The organism is Marinifilum sp. JC120 (assembly GCA_004923195.1).
Taxonomy (GTDB): Bacteria; Desulfobacterota; Desulfovibrionia; order Desulfovibrionales; family Desulfovibrionaceae; genus Maridesulfovibrio.
Genome location: RDSB01000009.1, coordinates 23,930 through 42,428, shown reverse-complemented (window position 1 = coordinate 42,428; position 18,499 = coordinate 23,930). Strand labels below are relative to the sequence as shown.

10 protein-coding genes are annotated in these 18,499 nt (G+C 45.2%); 2 read left to right on the top strand and 8 right to left on the bottom strand.

Annotation, left to right across the window (positions count from 1 at the left end; translation table 11 throughout):
- Nucleotides 1–2,175 carry a type I secretion system permease/ATPase gene (locus D0S45_10355; protein ID TIH15590.1) on the top strand — a complete coding sequence of 725 codons (2,175 nt, stop codon included), beginning with the start codon at nt 1–3 and terminating at the stop codon, nt 2,173–2,175.
- A 2-nt stretch (nt 2,176–2,177) separates the two neighbouring features.
- Nucleotides 2,178–3,629 (top strand): HlyD family type I secretion periplasmic adaptor subunit, encoded by a 1,452-nt coding sequence (locus D0S45_10350; protein ID TIH15589.1) that lies wholly within the window; start codon nt 2,178–2,180, stop codon nt 3,627–3,629.
- A 4-nt stretch (nt 3,630–3,633) separates the two neighbouring features.
- On the opposite strand, the gene D0S45_10345 is transcribed toward D0S45_10350, so the two are convergent.
- The 8 genes from D0S45_10345 to D0S45_10310 form a co-directional block, all read right to left on the bottom strand.
- Entirely contained in the window at nt 3,634–5,745 is a 2,112-nt protein-coding gene (locus tag D0S45_10345) for an HlyD family efflux transporter periplasmic adaptor subunit (protein TIH15588.1), read from the bottom strand.
- Nucleotides 5,746–5,749: 4 nt separating this feature from the next.
- Nucleotides 5,750–6,016, bottom strand: coding sequence for a hypothetical protein (locus D0S45_10340; GenBank protein TIH15587.1), 267 nt, complete (start codon nt 6,014–6,016; stop codon nt 5,750–5,752).
- 12 nt (nt 6,017–6,028) lie between these two features.
- Nucleotides 6,029–7,384 (bottom strand): HlyD family efflux transporter periplasmic adaptor subunit, encoded by a 1,356-nt coding sequence (locus D0S45_10335; GenBank protein TIH15586.1) that lies wholly within the window; start codon nt 7,382–7,384, stop codon nt 6,029–6,031.
- On the bottom strand, nt 7,381–8,199 hold the full coding sequence (locus D0S45_10330; protein ID TIH15585.1) for an efflux RND transporter periplasmic adaptor subunit: 819 nt from the start codon (nt 8,197–8,199) through the stop codon (nt 7,381–7,383). The genes D0S45_10335 and D0S45_10330 overlap by 4 nt, the downstream gene beginning before the upstream one ends.
- Before the next feature lie 69 nt (nt 8,200–8,268).
- Complete coding sequence (locus tag D0S45_10325) at nt 8,269–9,777, bottom strand: TolC family protein (protein ID TIH15584.1); 1,509 nt, start codon at nt 9,775–9,777, stop codon at nt 8,269–8,271.
- A 16-nt stretch (nt 9,778–9,793) separates the two neighbouring features.
- Entirely contained in the window at nt 9,794–13,066 is a 3,273-nt protein-coding gene (locus D0S45_10320; protein TIH15583.1) for a DUF4347 domain-containing protein, read from the bottom strand.
- A gap of 220 nt (nt 13,067–13,286) precedes the next feature.
- The gene (locus D0S45_10315) at nt 13,287–17,591 is read right to left on the bottom strand and encodes a DUF4347 domain-containing protein (protein TIH15582.1); all 4,305 of its coding nucleotides are present in this window, start codon (nt 17,589–17,591) and stop codon (nt 13,287–13,289) included.
- A 211-nt stretch (nt 17,592–17,802) separates the two neighbouring features.
- Complete coding sequence (locus D0S45_10310) at nt 17,803–18,489, bottom strand: metallophosphoesterase (GenBank protein TIH15581.1); 687 nt, start codon at nt 18,487–18,489, stop codon at nt 17,803–17,805.
- Nucleotides 18,490–18,499: the final 10 nt, after the last annotated feature.

Sequence of the window (18,499 nt, the reverse complement as noted above, 5' to 3'; positions counted from 1 at the left end):
ATGAGTGAAGAAAAAAACAGCGGCGAAAATAGTTCAGCAGGCCCATCTGAAGTTCAAGATACTGGACTTGTTTCTTTAGTTCTTTTAGCCCGTTTTCATGGTGTCGCGGCTGACCCCGACGGTATCAGGCACAGGTTTGCCCCTGCCGGTTCAGCCATGAGTCAGCTTGATCTTATCAAGGCCGCACGGGCTCTTGAATTGAAAGCCAAGGTTATTGAGCGGGATTGTGCGAAACTTTTGAAAGTTCCTTTTCCGGCTATGGCTCTGATGAACGACGGTAACTGGATGATCATTGGGGGAGCCAGAGAAGACGATGTCCTGTTGCAGCATCCTTTTAAAAAAGGTGCTGAGAAAATTTCAATAGATGAGTTTTCCAACGTATGGTCCGGGAGGTTGCTGCTGATCACGAAGAGATCAATTCTTCCGGAGGCAATACGTAAGTTTAATATCAGCTGGTTTATCCCTGCTCTTCTGAAGTATAAGCGGCTGTTTGGAGAAGTTCTGCTTGCTTCGTTTTTTTTACAGTTGTTTGGGCTGGTTACGCCTCTATTTTTTCAGGTTATTATCGATAAGGTTCTTGTCCATAAGGGGCTGACAACCCTTGATGTACTTGCGGTTGGTCTTTTGGCGATTTTCGCGTTCGAGGTCGTTCTAGGCGGACTACGAACGTGGCTTTTTTCGCATACTACTTACAGGGTGGATGTGACTCTGGGTGCTAAGTTATTCTCACACCTTGTCTCATTGCCGTTGGCCTATTTCAATGCCCGGAGGGTTGGGGATTCAGTTGCGCGGGTGCGTGAACTTGAAAGTATACGCCGATTTTTGACCGGATCTACTTTAACGATTGTTATTGATCTGTTTTTCACCTTTGTTTTTATTTTGGTAATGTTTTTTTACAGCTGGAAATTGACCTTGCTGGTGCTTGGGATTTTGCCTTTTTATGTTGGGCTTTCAGTGTTCGTCACTCCCGTTTTACGACGCAGGCTGGATGAAAAATTCCAGCGTGGAGCAGAATCCCAAGCTTTTTTGGTCGAAACGATTACCGGAGTGCAGACGTTAAAATCCATGGCGGTAGAGCCGCAATTTCAGCGCCACTGGGAAGATTTGTTGGCTGGATATGTAAAGTCTGCATTTCGTACCGATAATTTAGGTAACTTTGCGGTTCAGGCCACTACATTCTTAAGCAAAATTACGACTCTACTTATCCTTTGGATAGGCTCCAGAAGCGTTATTGACGGCGATTTGAGTATCGGTCAGCTCATTGCCTTCAATATGATGGCCGGACGTGTCAGTGGCCCGATTCTGAGACTTTCAAAGGTATGGCAGGACTTTCAACAGGCAGGAGTGTCGCTTGAGAGGCTGGGGGATATTTTAAATAACCCTACAGAACCGGGCTACAACCCGAATAGATCGACACTTCCTTCGCTCAAGGGAGAGGTTAAATTTGAGACCTGCAGTTTTAAATATCGGCAGGACGGCCCGTTTATTCTGCAAGATGTCGATCTTTCTATAGAGGCTGGTGAGACTTTGGGGATTGTCGGTCGTTCCGGTTCAGGGAAAAGCACTTTAACCAACCTTGTTCAGAGACTTTATGTACCTGAAAAAGGACGAGTTTTGGTGGATGGAATTGACTTAACATTGGTTGATACTGCGTGGCTTCGCCGTCAGGTTGGTGTGGTTTTACAGGAAAATATGCTTTTTAACCGCACTGTTCGTGATAATATTGCACTTGCTGAGCCCGGTGCGCCCATGGAATCCGTGGTGCGGGCGGCCCAGCTTGCCGGGGCGCATGATTTTATCCTTGAATTACCCGAAGGTTATGACACTATGATTGGTGAGCAGGGGACGGGCCTTTCAGGAGGGCAGCGTCAGCGGATAGCCATTGCCCGGGCCTTACTTACCAATCCTCGTATTTTAATTCTTGATGAAGCCACTTCAGCTTTGGATTATGAATCCGAACATATTATTCAGCGAAATATGGCTGCTATCAGCCAGAACCGTACTGTTTTGATAATTGCTCATCGCCTTTCAACTGTTAAAGATTGCAATAGGATTGTAGTCGTGGACAAGGGACAGATTGTAGAGTCTGGACCGCATGATGAGTTAATTGATACAGGTGGATACTATTCTCAGCTTTGGAATTATCAATCGCAAGGTGCGGCGGAGGGAATATAGGTATGCAGGAAATCCCTTTGCAGAAACCAAACAGTGACTCTGGAATGCCGCCTGAAAATGAGAAAAAAACTTTTCGGGAAGATATAAAAAGTAGATGGGGAAAAATTCAGGCTGCATGTACGCCGAAGATGGCTTCTGATGAGATGGAGTTTCTACCCGCTTCTCTTGAAGTTGTGGAAACTCCGCCTTCACCAATTGGTCGGGCCATTCTCTGGTGTATAGTGCTTTTTGTCGTACTGGGAGTGATTTGGGCCTGTCTCGGTAAAACGGATGTCGTGGCTGTTGCTGAGGGAAAAATTATTCCTTCGGGACGCGTAAAGACTATCCAGCCTCTTGAACATGGGGTGGTCTCCAAAATTTTGGTTCATGATGGCCAGTTGGTTAAAAAGGGGGATCTGCTTATTGAGTTGGATACCACCTCAAGTGGTGCCGACGTGGACCGTTATGATGCCGAACTTGACGCTGCCCGCATGGAAAAGGCTAGGCTTGATGCCTTGCTGGCTTGGAAGCCAAATTTAGGAAGACTTCCCCGTTTAGTTGCCCCGAAGGGGACAGAGCCATATGAAGTGGAGCAGGAAAAGCGTTATCTAGCGCAGGAAGCTGAGGCTCTACTTTCCAAGCTTAAGACTTACGATAATGAGGTTCGGCGTATCAAAGCGCAAATGCAGGCAGCCAAACATACTGTTCAAAAATTAAAAAATACTCTGCCAATCATTACGAAACAGGCTGCGATGCGCAAGCAGCTGTATAATCAGGATGTCGCCCCTGAAAATGAATGGCTGGAAATAGAGACCCAGCGTATTCAGGTTGAACAGGATTTTAAAACTGAACAGCAAAAGTACGAAGAAGCTGAAGCCTCAATGTTGCTTGCTCTTGAACAGAGAGTTCAAACTCTTTCAGAGTATCGCAGGGATCTTCTTGAACGAAGAACGCAGGTCTCTACTCAGGTTCAATCGCTGGTTCAAGAACTTAAAAAAGCTACCCAGGTTGATACATTGCAGCGTATAGTTGCGCCGGTTTCAGGCAAAGTTCAGCAACTCAATGTTCACACTGTCGGTGGTGTTGTCACTCCAGCTCAGCCTCTTATGATCCTTGTTCCGGAGAATTTTAAGTTAGAGATCGAAGCTAAAGTACAGAATAAGGATATTGGTTTTGTTAGGCCCGGACAGAGTGTTGAAGTCAAGCTAGAAGCTTTTCCGTTTACCGAGTATGGGATTGTTGATGGTACTTTGCGTCACGTTTCTGGAGATGCCGTACAGACCGAAAAGGGAGAACTTTACTATAATGCCCGGGTGGATATGGCTCAGACATTTATTTTGGTTAACGGTAGGAAAGTTAATTTAAGTCCCGGCATGCGCGCTTCTGCTGAAGTGAAGATTCGTCAGCGGAGGCTTATTGAGTTTTTCCTCTCTCCTTTGATGAAGTATACCAGCGAGAGCATGAAGGAGCGGTAATCCGTTAAAAATCACTCTCCTTAACCAAAGTCCTGTAAACCTTATGCCACAGATCGATCAGATATGACCTGGGAGCAGTCTGCATACGCATTTGCCCACTCTTACCGAGGGGGAATAAAACAGGGCTATCCGGTTTAACTTCAACCACATACCTAGCTTCTAACAAAGATATCTTGCCGTAACGGTCCTGTGTGGCAGGAATATCTCCAGAGGCTAGAGACGTCAGTGCGATATGGCGGATTGAGTCGGTCTTGCTTTTGCTAATCTTTATGATGGTACCGGATGCAGCTTTAGCCCCTGTTTCCGGGTAAAAATGGGCAGTATCCCCTTCAGAAAGAAGAGAGACCTTATCTTCCGGGAGGTAGGCTGCAAGATAGAAATCATCAGGGTTAACTATTTTTCCGAAAATCTGATTCTGCTGCACATGCTGTCCTAAACGTAGATTGCGATCCCAGTCCGTGATTGTTCCTGAAACCTGTGCGGAAAGATTGTAGAATTCCTGTCTTTTTTTAATTCCCTGCAATCTGGAAGCGATCTGATGTTTTTCTTCTTCCTTCTGAGGAATTGCGGAAAAATTGTGCTGAATGAATAGCAGTTGTGCTTCAGTCTCAAGGATTTTCTCCTGCAATGAAAGTTCACTTATTTCCGCCCGCAGGGGAACTGATGCTATGCTCAATATCTCATCACCGATTTTGACTTCTTTACCCCGACAGCCCTTGATCTCAGTTACAACACCAGAGAAAGGGGCGTAAATCTGTTGCAGATTTCGTGCTTCAACCACAGCAGGAAAATAGTACGTATGGGTACGAGGCCAAACAAGCCAAGCGATTATCGAGGAGAGTAGCAACAGCGAGGTTATTAACCGGGTATTGAGGGTAAGCATTTGGCGCATTTTGATCAAAGCTGTAATCTCCTTGACTATGGGCAGGGCAATAAACCACCACACTTCTACCAGAAACAATAATATTCCAAGCAGCTTGGTGAATTTGTAGTAAACTAACACGGCGATACCAATATACAAAAAAAAGCGGTAAACCCATGAATATATAGAATATGTGACGTAAAGGAATTTGCGCCATCCTTTAGGTTTCTCCGGGGCGGTGAGCTTCATTTCCAGACAGGATGTCCGGAATAAATACCTAAGATAATTGGAGGCCCTTGAGCGCAGGTTGTCGATGCCGGACACATCCATAAAGATGTAGTAACCGTCAAAACTCATAGCCGGGTTCAGGTTCACCAGCAGCGTGGAAATAAGCGACGCTGTAGATACTACGAAGAATAGGCTGTTCAGCAATCCCGGTTGGGTAAAAGCCCAGCCCATGAGACAGAAACCAGCTATAACCAGTTCCGCAATTATCCCGGCAGCAGCAACCGGAAGTCGCTTTCTCTGTTTGGGGATGCGCCATGCATCGGTTACGTCACAGTAAGCCACCGGCCAGAGCACAATGAAAGCCACCCCCATGACAGGGACTCTTAGCCCGTGCGCTTTGGCGGTGTATGCGTGTGAAAATTCATGAATAATTTTAACGAGCGTTATAGCCGAGCCGTAATAGAGCAATCCTTTAAAATTAAAAAAATACTGGAAAGTATGGAAGAATTGTTCATGTCGCATACTTACCAGAATCAGCCCCATAATTCCGCAAATGGAATATAAGACAAAAGCCGCAGTGGAGGCTAACGGACGCACATAGTTGATTGTCTTTTTGAGAAATGCGTCGGGCCGTAAAAGGGGAATACGAAAATACAGATAGTGATGCAGCAACCATTTGAACCAGTGCGGGGTTCTGGCTTTGACTTCTTTTTCAAGCTGATCTGGTTGCTGAACTAGGGTGTTCACGGTCAGCCCTTGCATAACCAGCTCCTGACATACGCTCAGGACTTCTTCTGGGGTCGGATTCATGGTTGTATCCTGCTGCAGTAGATCGACCACTTCGTCCAGAGTACGCGGCTGCCCCAGAAGCCTGATTACCGCAAATTCAAACCACGAAAAACGGTTGTATGACCTTGCAAGAGGATCATAGACAACCGTTGTGGGTGAGCCGTCATGGGCTTTCGGGCCCGGAATAATATCAAGGTCCGGGCGTAGAATCGGAAGGGGAGTATCCCCTGACATCATAAGATTAAGCCTTGTTGTTTTCTGCTGCTTCCCGAATCTGGCGTTCCACTTCGGCAAGAGCTGAGTTCAAGGCATCCTTGAGCTGGATTGCTCCGGGAACAGAAAAGACTACACGATCGCGCAGCACGGCTTCATTCTGTACCGAGCGATGCACATTACCCATTTCAATAACCACTTCCGTGGCGGAAGCATTTACGTTGAAAAAATCGCGAAATTTGTAATCAAGATCATTGGGGATAACCACTTTGAGATCGTTACTTTCGTCTGCCATATCTATTCTCCTTTAAATTCCCATTATTCTTCGAGCTGATGCCCATGGTTTGCGTAGCAGCCAGTAGGCGACCGAAACCTTTTCACCATAAAGCACTGCTGATCCTTTTAAACCCATTCGAAGATTTCCTTCTCCGGTATTCGCTAGGCCATCAAGGACTCCTTCGGCCATTATCGATGGGACTCCTTCTGGACTTACAGAAACACTCTGGGCCACGTATTTAAGACGTGCCTGCAAGGAGTCATCAGGAAAGGCGTTCAAGAGTACTTTTACTTCAGTACTGTTGCTGAAATTTACATTGTCCGCTTCCGGGAGCCAGATGCGAAGGTTGATGTTCTCCGGATCAACCACCATGAGCACTTTCTGGCCAACTTCAACTGGCCTGCCGCGCCATTCGTCTGGACTGTCCACAATGATTGAACCGGGAATTTCCGCCCGAACGTTTAACTTTGAAGCACGGTATTCTGCCATCTTCAGTCGAATATTTTCCTGCTTAAGACGGTAATTCAAAATGGACAGTTCAGCTTTTGCTTTCTTACTGTTAAGAGCATTAAGCTCGGTGGTCCGCATGGTGGTCTCAAGTATCTTTACCTGCTGCTTGGCAATTTCAAGTTCTTCATTAACAACACGAGGGTCATAATCAAAAAGCGGGCTGCCTTCGGTAACCATGTCGCCAGACTCAACCAGCACTTCCGAAATTACTCCAGAAAGTGGCGCGGTAACAATATAAGGATCTTCCGGAAGAATCTCACATGGAGCGACTACCCGAAGCGGAACGCGCCATGAGAGCAGCATCGCCAGCAGGATAACGATTGCAACCAGAAAACGGTGCCAGCTAAAAATTCTATCTTTCATACGACGGCAAAAGGTTTCCGGCTCCAATCTTTCAAAAGCCGAATTCGCACTAACACCGACAAGACTGAGCAGTTGTAAATCCCGTTCAGTCCACTCTTCCTGCTCCCAACGCTCAAACCAAAGGACGTACTTAGTCTTTCCCCACGGTTTGATCGGCAGCCAGTATACGGAAAGACCGTTGGTATGGTCGTTGATAAATTTCCAATTCTGCGCTTCTTGATCGGGCAATACACCTGCTTTCAGCAATTGCGGGTTCTCTTTGTCAGAAAGCGACGAGGCGAGAGATTCCCATTTTTCGACCATCTCGGAATAAGCATCTACTCCGGATTTACCGGACACAGCCAGAAATTTAGCGCGCTTTCCATCAACCTTGAACAGCACAGCCCGCTTATAAGGGCAAAGCGAGATGGAGCGGTTGAGCAGCCGAAAATAAAGTTGCTTCAGGTCTTCCGCAGCCAGTAATTCCGTGGAAAGCTGGTGCAGGATCATTGCAGGGTGCTGTTCACTACTCATCGCTCAGCAACCTTGGCTACGGGCGTGGGAATATGGCCGGTCATGCCGCATTTGAGCTTTCGTTTTGTATTGGGGACCTCAATCTTCACTTCAAAGGTCTGGCTGGCGGAATCCATAACCGCGCCTACATGAGAAACCTTACCCTTTACTGTTTCACCACTGCTCAGTTTGATATTTATAGGGCTACCGACGGGAAATGATTTTAGCTCATCCCACGGCACTAGTGTACGGGCCAGCAGGACGGAATCGCTGACAATCTTGATCAGCGGGGTCCCTGCTTCCACCCATTCCCGTTCATCCACCAGCAGCCTTTCAATCCGCCCGGAATACGGAGCCGTGATAGTGCAAAATCCTACTTCCTTACTGGCAATACGCATATTGGCTTTGGAAATGGTCAAATCTGCCCGCGCCTCTTCCAAATCAATGATGGAACGGGATTTGTCTTTGTACAGATTTTCGATAACCTTGAAAGTTTCAGCCGCCTTTTTGTGAAGAGCTTTGGCCTTATCCTGACGCCAAATAAACATTTCCGGGTTCAGTTTGATCAGTACCTGCCCTTTTTTGAAAGATTGCCCGAACTCCTTTGCAATAAGGCTGACTGTGGAATCCACCTCCGCAGAAAGAATTACTTCTTTGCGCGGGGAAAAAACCACCTTAAATGTGCCCTGCATAGTTTTGTGGAGATCTGGATCATTCCCGGTTCCCTGTTCAGAAAAATCAGGGAAAGTAGGCAAGGTGGAATTATACGCAAGTGCGCAAGGGACAAGCAGTAATTGCAGTGCAAGCAAGACTATGGCTGGAAGCAGTTTTTTCATATTGATTCGATCATAAAAAACAGCCGGGAAAACCCAAAAGGCTCACCCGGCTGTTCGGTTTGGTTTTATCTATTTCAGGGCGTAGGACATTTCATCTGTGACTTCAGCATGCTTAGTGCTGATTCCGCTGGTTGCGGTCAGGTCCTGCTGATCAAAGTCACGACCAATTGAGTTGTAAATCTTGGCCTTTGCAATGATCAGGTCAGAGTAAGCCCGAAGCCTTTTAACACGGGCCTCAAGGTACTGCTGGTTAGTCTGTAGCAGAAGACTTTCGCTTTCAGTGCGGGATTTAACTCCCCGGTCAATTACATCCTGAAGTTCTTTCTGGCTCTGCTCAAGTTCGGTAGCAATGCCGAGAGATTCATAAGCGTCGCGGTATTCAATAGTAGCCAGATTCAACTGTACCAGAACAGCCAGAGCCTGTGCCTGACGTTGTTTGCGAACCACCGCGGCCCGTTTCATACCGGTCTGCTGCTCGGACGAAAGACGAGGAATGGTCAGCAGATCCCATGATACACGTAGTCCTACATTACACCACTGGTGACGGGACATGTAGGAGTTGTCGTCACGGCTGTAGCGGGCAAAGGGAGTCAGAGCCGGAAACATCTGGGTAAGAGCGATATCCGCTTCACGCACGGCTTCATCTTCCTTCAGGTCCATTTCAAACATTTCAGGACGCGATGCCAGTGCTTCTTTTTCCCATGCCGGAAGATTCATAGCCATTTCATTGGGAACATCCGCAAGGTTGATTCCCTCAATGCTGAATTCCGCAGCAGGAGCGAGTCCCAGCAGCTGAGCCAATTCTTTCTTGGCCTGACGGTAATCATATTCATAGCGGCGCACACTGTCGCGCAGCTTAATGATGGAAATCTGACCGTTCAGAGCATCTTTCTTTTTCTGGCTTCCCGCTTTCATCTGCTTGATGATTATTTCCTGACGCTTGAGAGCACTAGCAATCAGGTCATCAGCCCGCCCTTTAGCATCCTTGGCAATAGAACAGCGCATGTAAGCCTGAATAACGCTCACAATCAAATTCTGCTTCACACGCTTAAGCTGCTGTTTGCTCATGCCCAGCTGTGCTTCAGACTGATAGGTGCGCTGGAAATCAACCGCCAGATTGAGCAGGTTCCATGAAAGTTCCACAGACTGGGTGGAGGTTTCCAGATCATGAGAAATGGAAGGCTCCAGAGACTGCTGTCCGCTCTGGAAGCTCTTTGACGAGCTGGGGGTGTACCAATCCTGAGTAGAGAATTCCGCATTACTCATCAAAGAAGGCAGCATACGCCAGTATGATCCGGTCAGCACTTCACGCTGCACAGCAACCTGATGCTCTGACACGGCTTTATCAAGGTTATGCTTCAAAGCATAATCAATGGCATCCCGCAAAGAGATAGCCTTACCGTTGATAACTTCACTGGATTCAGTTGAAGTCGCATTTGAGTTCTGACCCGAAAGAGTCATCTCAGCCTGTTTAGTAAAGGAGAGATCCTTAGCCAGATTCTCGTTCCTCATTTCTGTGCCGGTTTTGGGGGCGCAGGCGGTGAGGAGGAGAAGGAGAAAAGGAATATATTTATACATGTTTCACCAATAACGTTTAGTTGTTGTTAACGACAACATCGACCACAGTCTTCAAAACAAGATCTCTTTTCATCGCATCAGAAAGAGTATCCATCATATGCCATCCTCCATCAGATATTGTATGCTCTTCATTTCCAATGTTGCTGGAAAGTTTATTAGTCAGATGCTGAACGACATCTCCATCAGATTTGATATTCATAACCTGAACATGTTTGTTATTTTCTCTTCCAGATTTGGCATTAAATGCAACACCATCAATATTTTTTTTCCCATAATAAAGATTTAAATCATGGACAACCTCTTGGACCAAGTATCCACCTAAAGAATGACCAACAATAGTGATATCATCTCCGTAATGATCTATGACAACTTTAGCTATTTCTAAAGCAAGCTCTTTATGAGTATTCATATCATCCGGACTTACATTAGCGATCCAGTCTGTAAGTTCGTTTGTACCTGCAAAAGCCAGTGTTACGTGATTACCCTTTTTATAGACTCCTGCCTCAAGGCCTAAAAGCATAACTTCTTGTTGTTTTTCAAAAATAAATCCACCTAATTCATAAAGGCTGTCATAAACACTATCTTTAGCTTCAAAAGTTGCTTTTTCTTTGTATTTCGTGGCTATTTTAATAAAAGTGTTTTCTATCTTTTTTTGCAAATCGCTGTCTGATGAGCTAAAATTGTGAGCATAGCTAGCACTTTCATCAAGACCACTAATTTCTTCATCGACTCTGCTGATTAAATCCCATCCCATGACGTTATTTCTTTCTTTTGAATAAACAGCTTCCGCCATCTCTGCATATTGTATGGAATCAAAAAGCCACCCCTTTTCTTTTGTCTCATCTGGAGAAAATGTAGATATGTAATCTTCAAGAGAACTATATATTTCCACCATATTTTCAGGATTGGAGACCGCTTTGACAAATCGAAGCCCTGCTTCACTACGAGTTAATTCATGATAATCAAAAAAGGAAGAAACCTTTGATAGCTCAGCATTAATTTTATTTGTAATGTTAGTAAGGTATGGTTTAATACTATCATTCCACTTATTTTTAATTTCTCTTACAAAAATTTCCTGAGTATTTGTTAAATCTGTATTTGAATTTATAACAATAGGATTTACAGGATCAACAATAACTTCAGGTTCAAGTTTTGATTCTGAAGTTGGAAGGACTATCCTTTCTGACCTTAAAGCAGGATGAGCATCATGCGAAGAAGGGAATTTCCAGATTGTTTGATCCCAATCTTTATACGCATTATATGGAGAACTGGAGACATCTTTACCATCAAGAGTGTCAGCTCCTTTGTCCTCATCAGCAACGTCCCATCCAATTGTCCTCATCGAGGAATTAGCTGAATTACCGAAGATGGAACCTTTATCGTTAGCCCCAACAACTCTTCCTGTCCCGGCTTTACTTGTATTTTCCACCTGAGAATTTAAAGCTGAACTTAACCGTATATTAGCCCCTAATGAGAACCCAATTAATCCACCTACAGAATTGAATCCTTTAACATTGCCACTTGCGTATGTATTAGTGACGTTATAATCTCCCTTCCCGCCAATCATACCAATAAGCCCACCCACACTTGTGTTACCATCAACAAAACTTGTTGAGTAACTACTTTGGATTAAAAAATTCCCACCAACACCGGAGTAAACTTCTCCAATTAACCCACCAATTTTCTGTAAGGTATTTGAGACAAAACCAGAGGAATAGCTATCAGAGACAGTAAAGTCACCTCCGGAACCATATATCCGTCCGATCAATCCACCACATGCTGACACCCCTGTCACACTCCCGGAAGCGTGACAACTTGTTACTTTTGCACTAGAGCCAACGTTATCCCCCAAATAGCCTATTAATCCTCCAACATAATGTTCCCCCTGAACATTACCCGTAAAATAGCAATTTGCAATTGAGGCAACGCCCCCGCCAACTAAGCCTGCTGTATGCGAAGATCCGGTAATATTCCCAGTAACGGAAGAATTTGTAATTGTGGATTCAGATTTTCCAACTAGACCACCTGTATATTCGTTGCCTGTAATTTTAACATCTATCAATCCCACATTATCGATGCTCCCACCACTAGCAGACCCAAATAAACCAACATAATCTTGTGTCGGCCGATTGATGTATAAATTTTTAATTGAATATCCATTACCCTCAAAATCAACGTTAAATGCCACAAAAGGATGCCCAATGGGCTTAAAACCTTTTAGATCCTCAGCATCACCTAGTCTTCCGTCACCACTCCAGTCTACTTTTGATTCATCTGAATCAAACACAATATCTTTAGTGAGTTCAAAGTTATGAGTTTGCCAATCTCTTCGATCATTAGTAATAGACAATGCAATTAATTTTTCAGCACTATCTATCTCGTAAAATCCATCTCTATCTGTATCATAAAACTTAAGATGACTTAAAGATGTTGTAATGTAAGGAGTAGCCAGCACCCCATCAAATTCCCCCAACTTCCCGCTATCAAAATACAACTCAGCAAGATCAACCCCGCCTTCCTCAAGCAGCCAGTTTCCGCCGGACTGGGCATTTCCGGTATCATCAATACTTGCGGCAATCTCGCGCCCGGTGACCTGCTCAAGTTTGGCAATGAAATCCTTGCCAATTTCTCCATCAGCAACACCGCAACCGAGCAGATCAATATGACCATCTGGTTCGACAAGTGAACCGACATTCTTCCAGAATTCGGTCATTTCAGGATTAGAAATAAGGGTATCGGCATCAACGGAGTAATCTCCGCCCAGATGAATGGAACCGGAGCCGATAGAATGGGAGGCAAAACCGATGGAAGCGGCCTGTTTGCCGTCGAGGGCGGATTCTATTTTATTAAAAATTTCGTCAGGATTATCAGTGTCACCGTCATAGGTAACGGTAACCACGTTTTCCTTTGCGGCACCTAGTAGATCATTAACATCTGCAAGGCCACTGGAGGCTACAAGGACAGTAACCGGATCTTCTTCCGGCTGGGAGTTGTTTTCGGCGGTAGAGGAGCCTGTTTTATCCTTGATAGGAGCAACAGCATTTACCGGCTGATTCTCTTGAGGGGCAACAACCTTCAGGAGCGCGGCAACATCAGGTGCGTCTGCGGTGTCGGCTGGGCCCGAATCTGCTTGCGCTGTCTCCTTAGCCTCATGGGCTGCATGTGAATCCTGTGCGGCATTTGCATCGTTAGCAGTGTCAACGACATGCACATCAGCCATAGCCTGTGCTGCATGCTCAACCACAACTGCAGCCGCACCATCAAGTACAATTCTCTCTTCCAGTCTCATGTTCCGCCCTCTCTCTAGTATCCCGAAGATAATTCCGTACTGGCGTCAGAATTAATCGATTATGAATAAGAACAAAGATATCTTGGTCGAATGTTAAGAAAACAGTGAGGGATTTATCATATGAATCATTGGTAGTCTATAACAGATTGCTTTATGTGTTATAGATATACTGGCATAGTCTTGGAATATCATAGGACTAGCATGACTCTTTTGGGTACACCTACATCAGAATCTTGTATGAGTTTGCTTCTTTTGTTTTTGCAAAATCATTCATAATTTCGGATGAATCATCAATTACATTTTCCATTAACTGATCATTGGCAAGCAGTTTTATCCTTTGAGATATGGCATCTATTCCATGGAACCCGCCGCCGTTGATATATTTTATTTCACCTATATGATCGCCTGTTACTCCTAATGTTCTAGTGACAGGATGGGGGCTTGCGGTGACCGCATTTGCGCCATCAGCAGTAGAAATATAATTGGTAACGTTTATACCTGTTGTTCCTTCAACTCCAGATTTTGGGTTAAATGTAATGCCTCTTACTTTTGAATTGCCATTTTCTTGAAGATTTTTAACTACTTTTTGAGTCAAAAATCCTCCTAGTGAGTGCCCGGTGATAGTTATATCTTCGCCGTATTTTTCAATGACAACATCAGCAATGGCATTGGCTAGTTTTAGCTGAGGGTTGAAACCATCCGGGGCTATATCAGCCATTACATCACCAGCATCAAACATAGAGTCTGTTCCAGAGAAAGCTAAAGTAATGTGCCCATCTTTTTTATAAATCCCCATTTTAAAGCCTTGCAAAGAACCAATTAGTGCGTCTTTGTGGAGATCAAAATATTTCGTGTGATCCCCTTTTTGTAAGGGATCAGCTTGAAGTTTTATGTATTCGAGGCCAAGTGCGTACTCTAATTCCTGATTTTCTTGTGCGCTTATTTCGTCGTTGTTGGATTGTAGGACATTGTTGCCATGGGATTTGGTGATTCTTTCATCAAAGGCCATAAATCCGATTTGTTCCCATCCCATAGTGGGGTTGTCATCTAACTGGTAAACGCTTTCAGATATTTCCGCGTATTGGACTGCATCAACGTAGTCACCAATTTTTGCGGTTTCATCCGGACTGTAGGTTGAAACGTAATTTTCTACAGCATTTTCAATTTCTGAATCTATGGTAGGGGCCATATATTTATGGTTGGCCTTGTATAGATCAAGAGCGTACCTTTCACGGATAGACCATTTTGATTTTTTGAAATTTAGTTCGGAAAATTCTGTCTCAAAATAGTCGCTTGCTTTTTCAAGATATGGTTGCGCATTTTTATCCCAAAATTCGCCAAGTTTTTTGAGGTCGTTTTGAACTCTTCCCGAAAGGTATTCATTTTGAGATTTTGAGTTTGCATGCGCGTTATCTACTTCATGCATCCAGTCATGTTCATTTGGATCACGAATAACATCTGTAACTTTATGACTATCGTGACCAGAAGGATTGTAGTCGGGAGAATTGGTGTTTCCTTCATTTGAACTGGAACCAGTTCCCGCACCATGGTCATTGCCCGGATTAACAGCAGTAGTTCCCGCGTTTTTCAGAGTGGGATTTTTAGTTGTGTCGGCTGGGATCTTCCAGATTGTGGTGCCCCAATTTTTATAGATATCGTGTGCTGAAGTACTTGCAGCTACTTTGGTGGTGGGGCTCTGGTTTTTGTTGGCTGGGAATGACCAGATGTTTTCATCCCACAGGCGATATGCTTGGTATGTATTGCCGGAAAAATCTTCGCCGTCTTCTCCAGCAGATCCTCTGTCGGTAATCATTTCTCCTACAACAACATTGCCGCCCACAACTGTTATTTTGGAGTTATCTGTAACAGACATTGAGTCATTGGCTTGGTTATTATTCAGTACCCCGCTTCCAGAATTCTGTCCCGTGACTCTGCCGACATAACTTTGCCCTGTTATCTGACTGCTCAGTGCATAGCTGCTGTTGATTTTTCCGTTTGACCTGCCGACTAATCCGCCTACGTAGCTTGTTGCTGAGACTGTACCTGTTGCATAGCTGTTGCTGATACTGGCTTCTGTTCCTGCGGTTCCAGATAGAAGTCCTGCAAAGCCTCCAACGTAGTCGTTTCCTATTACACTTCCTGCTGCATAGCAGCTATCCACTGCTGTGGAAGATAAGATTTTACCTGCAAATCCGCCCGTATAGTCATTTCCTGTGACTGTCCCCGTTGCGTAACTATCGTTTATATTTACATGATCGCCGAGGTCGCCGATCAAACCTCCTGTCCGGTCGTTGCCGTTCACAGTTCCTGTAGCATAACTGTTTTTAATGAAAGTGTTTTCTGCAGCGGAGCCGTCAATCATTCCGACAAGTCCACCAATCTCGTTATTCCCCTTGGTTGTACCTGTAGCGTGACAGTTGGTGAGTGATGTCTTGACGCTCATAAATCCGACCAATCCACCAATAGCGTTGGTTCCTTCTACGGTACCAAATGAAGAACTGTTCTCTACAGATCCTCCATACTCAATAATACCAACTAATCCACCTAAGCCAGATGACCCGGTTACCTTGCCGGAGGCAAAGCTGTTGGTAATTTTGGGGGCACTTGATGCTATAGTGTCGGCAAGTCTGCCGACAAGTCCGCCTGCAGCTGCTCCATCGATCGCTCCTGTTGCGTAGGAGTTGTCTATGGTGCTTGTTCCTCGGGCACGACCTACCAGCCCGCCGATATTTGATGTTCCGGTGACAGTCCCGGTGGCATAGCTGTTCTGTATAGAGGCATCTGAACCTTCTCTGGTCTCACCGACGAGTCCGCCTATGTTTTCATTGCCGTCCACATTTCCTGTGGCGTAGCAATTATTGATGGTGCCGTTAAAAAGACCTGCCAACCCGCCAACGACATTGCTGACGCCTTTGACCGTTCCTGTGGCATAGCACTCGGTTATGGTATTGTTTGCGGAAAATGCGTAACCCAGAAGCCCACCAACACTGTTTCCGCCGATAACGTTACCTGAAGCAAAGGACTTGGTTATATCACTTGTGTCTATGGATCCGACTAAGCCGCCAGAAGAATTTCCGGTAACCAGACATGATGAGCTGCTGCCGGTAATGGTACTGTTCTGGGCGTGATAACCAACCAAGCCCCCTACAGACTTAGTTCCTCTTACGGTTCCTGTAGAGCTGCAGTTTTTAATGGTAAAAGCAAGTGTTTGACCAACAATAGCTCCGACGTTGTTTTGCCCCCGGACGTTGGCATCAACCAAGTTGATGTCTTGTATTGATGAGAACTGGGCAGAACCGAACAGGCCAACAAGGTCTTCGGTGTCTCTGTTAATGAACAGGTTATTGATGGAATGTCCGTTTCCATAGAATGTGCCGACGAATGGTTTATCATTAATATCGGCAATATTTGTGCTATCACCGATTGGATTAAAACCCTTAGCATCATCTGCATCTCCAACGGTGCCGTCTCCATCCCAGTCAACGGCATTGTGGTCTGCATCAAATGTTATGTCGGCAGTAATTTCGTAACTACAACCGGTCCAGTCCCGTCCTTTATCTGTTGTCTGAGACAGAGCGATTAACTTTTCAGCACTGTCGATTTCATAGGCCCCATCTCCATCAACGTCATACAAAGTTTGCGATGGTCCACCGGAAGCAAGCTCAATAGTGACTGAAGATGTAGCAAGCACCCCGTCAAAAGAATTTAGTTTAGCACCGTCAAAGTATAATTCAGCAAGATTAATGCTTCCATCCTCAAGCAACCAGTTACCGCCGGATTCTGCATTCCCGGTGTCATCAATACTTGCGGCAATTTCGCGTCCGGTGATTTGTTCAAGCTTGTTAATGAAATCTTTACCCACTTCACCTTCTGCTACGCCGCAACCGAGTAGGTCTATATGACCATCTGATTCGACAAGTGAGCCGACGTTCTTCCAGAATTCGTTCATTTCAGGATTGGAGAGAAGAGTGTCGGCATCAACGGAATAGTCTCCGCCAAGGTGAATGGAACCGGAACCAATGGAGTGGGAGGCAAAGCCGATGGACGCTGCCTGTTTGCCGTCGAGAGCGGATTCGATTTTATTAAAAATATTGTCAGGACTATCAGAGTCACCGTCATAGGTTACGGTGACCACATTGTCCTTGGCAGCGCCAAGCAGGTCATTAACGTCAGTAAGTCCGCTGGAGGCCACCAGAACAGTAACCGGATCTTCTTCCGGCTGGGAGTTCTTTTTAGAATTTGAAGAGAGTATTTGGTCTTTGGTGGGAGTTGCTGTGCTTGTAGACAGGTTGTCTTGGGGAGCGACAGCATTCAGGAGCGCGGCAACATCGGGAGTGCCTGTGGTGTTGGTAGCATCTGCGTTGGCTTGTACAGTCTCTTTGGCTTCAAGAGCTATATGTGAATCCTGTGCGGAGTTCGTATCGGTAGTTGCATCAGAAGCATGCGCGTCGGCCACAGTCCGGATAGCGTGGTCAATAACAACAGCTGCCGCACCATCAAGTACAATTCTCTCTTCAAGTCTCATTTTTTGTCTCTCTTTCAGTGTGCTAAAATGATTCTTTTTTTTAAAAGAATAAATCTAGTATAAATCAGGACTAAGATAGCTATGTGTATGATTAAGAAAACAAAAGCGTGATTAGCATGTGAATCATTGGTTGTCTATAAGTATGTCTAGAGAGGGGAGAGTTTATAGTAATATGCTTTTGGTATAGCTTTAATCGATTGAAATGATGGTTTTAAAGATCAACCCACCAAATCTCTTCATCCTCCATAGGAATCGCTAAAGCTGTCCATGCCGTGTTTTTGAATTTACCTGTTTGATGGATGTGGAAGTGCCCGAAAAACCATTGTGCTGGGCTGTATTGTCGTAAAACGGATTCAAGAATATCGCGTGTCGGGTCATCTGCTTTGGCAAGCCATGAAGATTTGCGATACCCCAACGGTGCTGCTTGTCTAAGTTCGAATGATTTTGGGCAGGTATGACTGATTACAATGTCTATGTGCAGATTCTTATCTAGCCGCTCAAAGTTCGCTGTTGTTGGGATTTTCCCAGAAAACCAACTGTCCCCTTCAGTCTTTGAATTTTTGTCCGTTGAATCTGCTCCTCCAAAGAAAAGAACCGTCCGGTTGTCTGGTAGCGTCAGAATTGATCCGCGAGGCTGATAGAAGCAGTTGGGTGCAACCTCAAGTTGTCCTGAGCTTGCAATCTTAGCAAGGGATTCATGGTCTTCGTGGTTTCCGTCACACCAATATAGTTTTGCATTACCTAGTTTCAACGGTGGGTCGTTAGGCGGCCATCCGTTTTTACGTGGCCAATATCCGAAATCTCCGCATTGGATAATAATATCTGGCTGTTCTATTTCAACCAAATGATTGATGACTTGGAAGTCCCCGTGGATGTCGCCTAGGATTATGGTTTTCATATGGTCCAAA

Bases quoted from the DNA above. Each gene is read 5' to 3' on its own strand.
- D0S45_10355 (TIH15590.1), top strand. From the start codon at position 1: ATGAGTGAAGAAAAAAACAGCGGCGAAAATAGTTCAGCAGGCCCATCT.
- D0S45_10315 (TIH15582.1), bottom strand. From the start codon at position 17,591: ATGAGACTTGAAGAGAGAATTGTACTTGATGGTGCGGCAGCTGTTGTT.
- D0S45_10325 (TIH15584.1), bottom strand. From the start codon at position 9,777: ATGTATAAATATATTCCTTTTCTCCTTCTCCTCCTCACCGCCTGCGCC.
- D0S45_10310 (TIH15581.1), bottom strand. From the start codon at position 18,489: ATGAAAACCATAATCCTAGGCGACATCCACGGGGACTTCCAAGTCATC.
- D0S45_10350 (TIH15589.1), top strand. From the start codon at position 2,178: ATGCAGGAAATCCCTTTGCAGAAACCAAACAGTGACTCTGGAATGCCG.
- D0S45_10335 (TIH15586.1), bottom strand. From the start codon at position 7,384: ATGAGTAGTGAACAGCACCCTGCAATGATCCTGCACCAGCTTTCCACG.
- D0S45_10320 (TIH15583.1), bottom strand. From the start codon at position 13,066: ATGAGACTGGAAGAGAGAATTGTACTTGATGGTGCGGCTGCAGTTGTG.
- D0S45_10330 (TIH15585.1), bottom strand. From the start codon at position 8,199: ATGAAAAAACTGCTTCCAGCCATAGTCTTGCTTGCACTGCAATTACTG.
- D0S45_10340 (TIH15587.1), bottom strand. From the start codon at position 6,016: ATGGCAGACGAAAGTAACGATCTCAAAGTGGTTATCCCCAATGATCTT.
- D0S45_10345 (TIH15588.1), bottom strand. From the start codon at position 5,745: ATGATGTCAGGGGATACTCCCCTTCCGATTCTACGCCCGGACCTTGAT.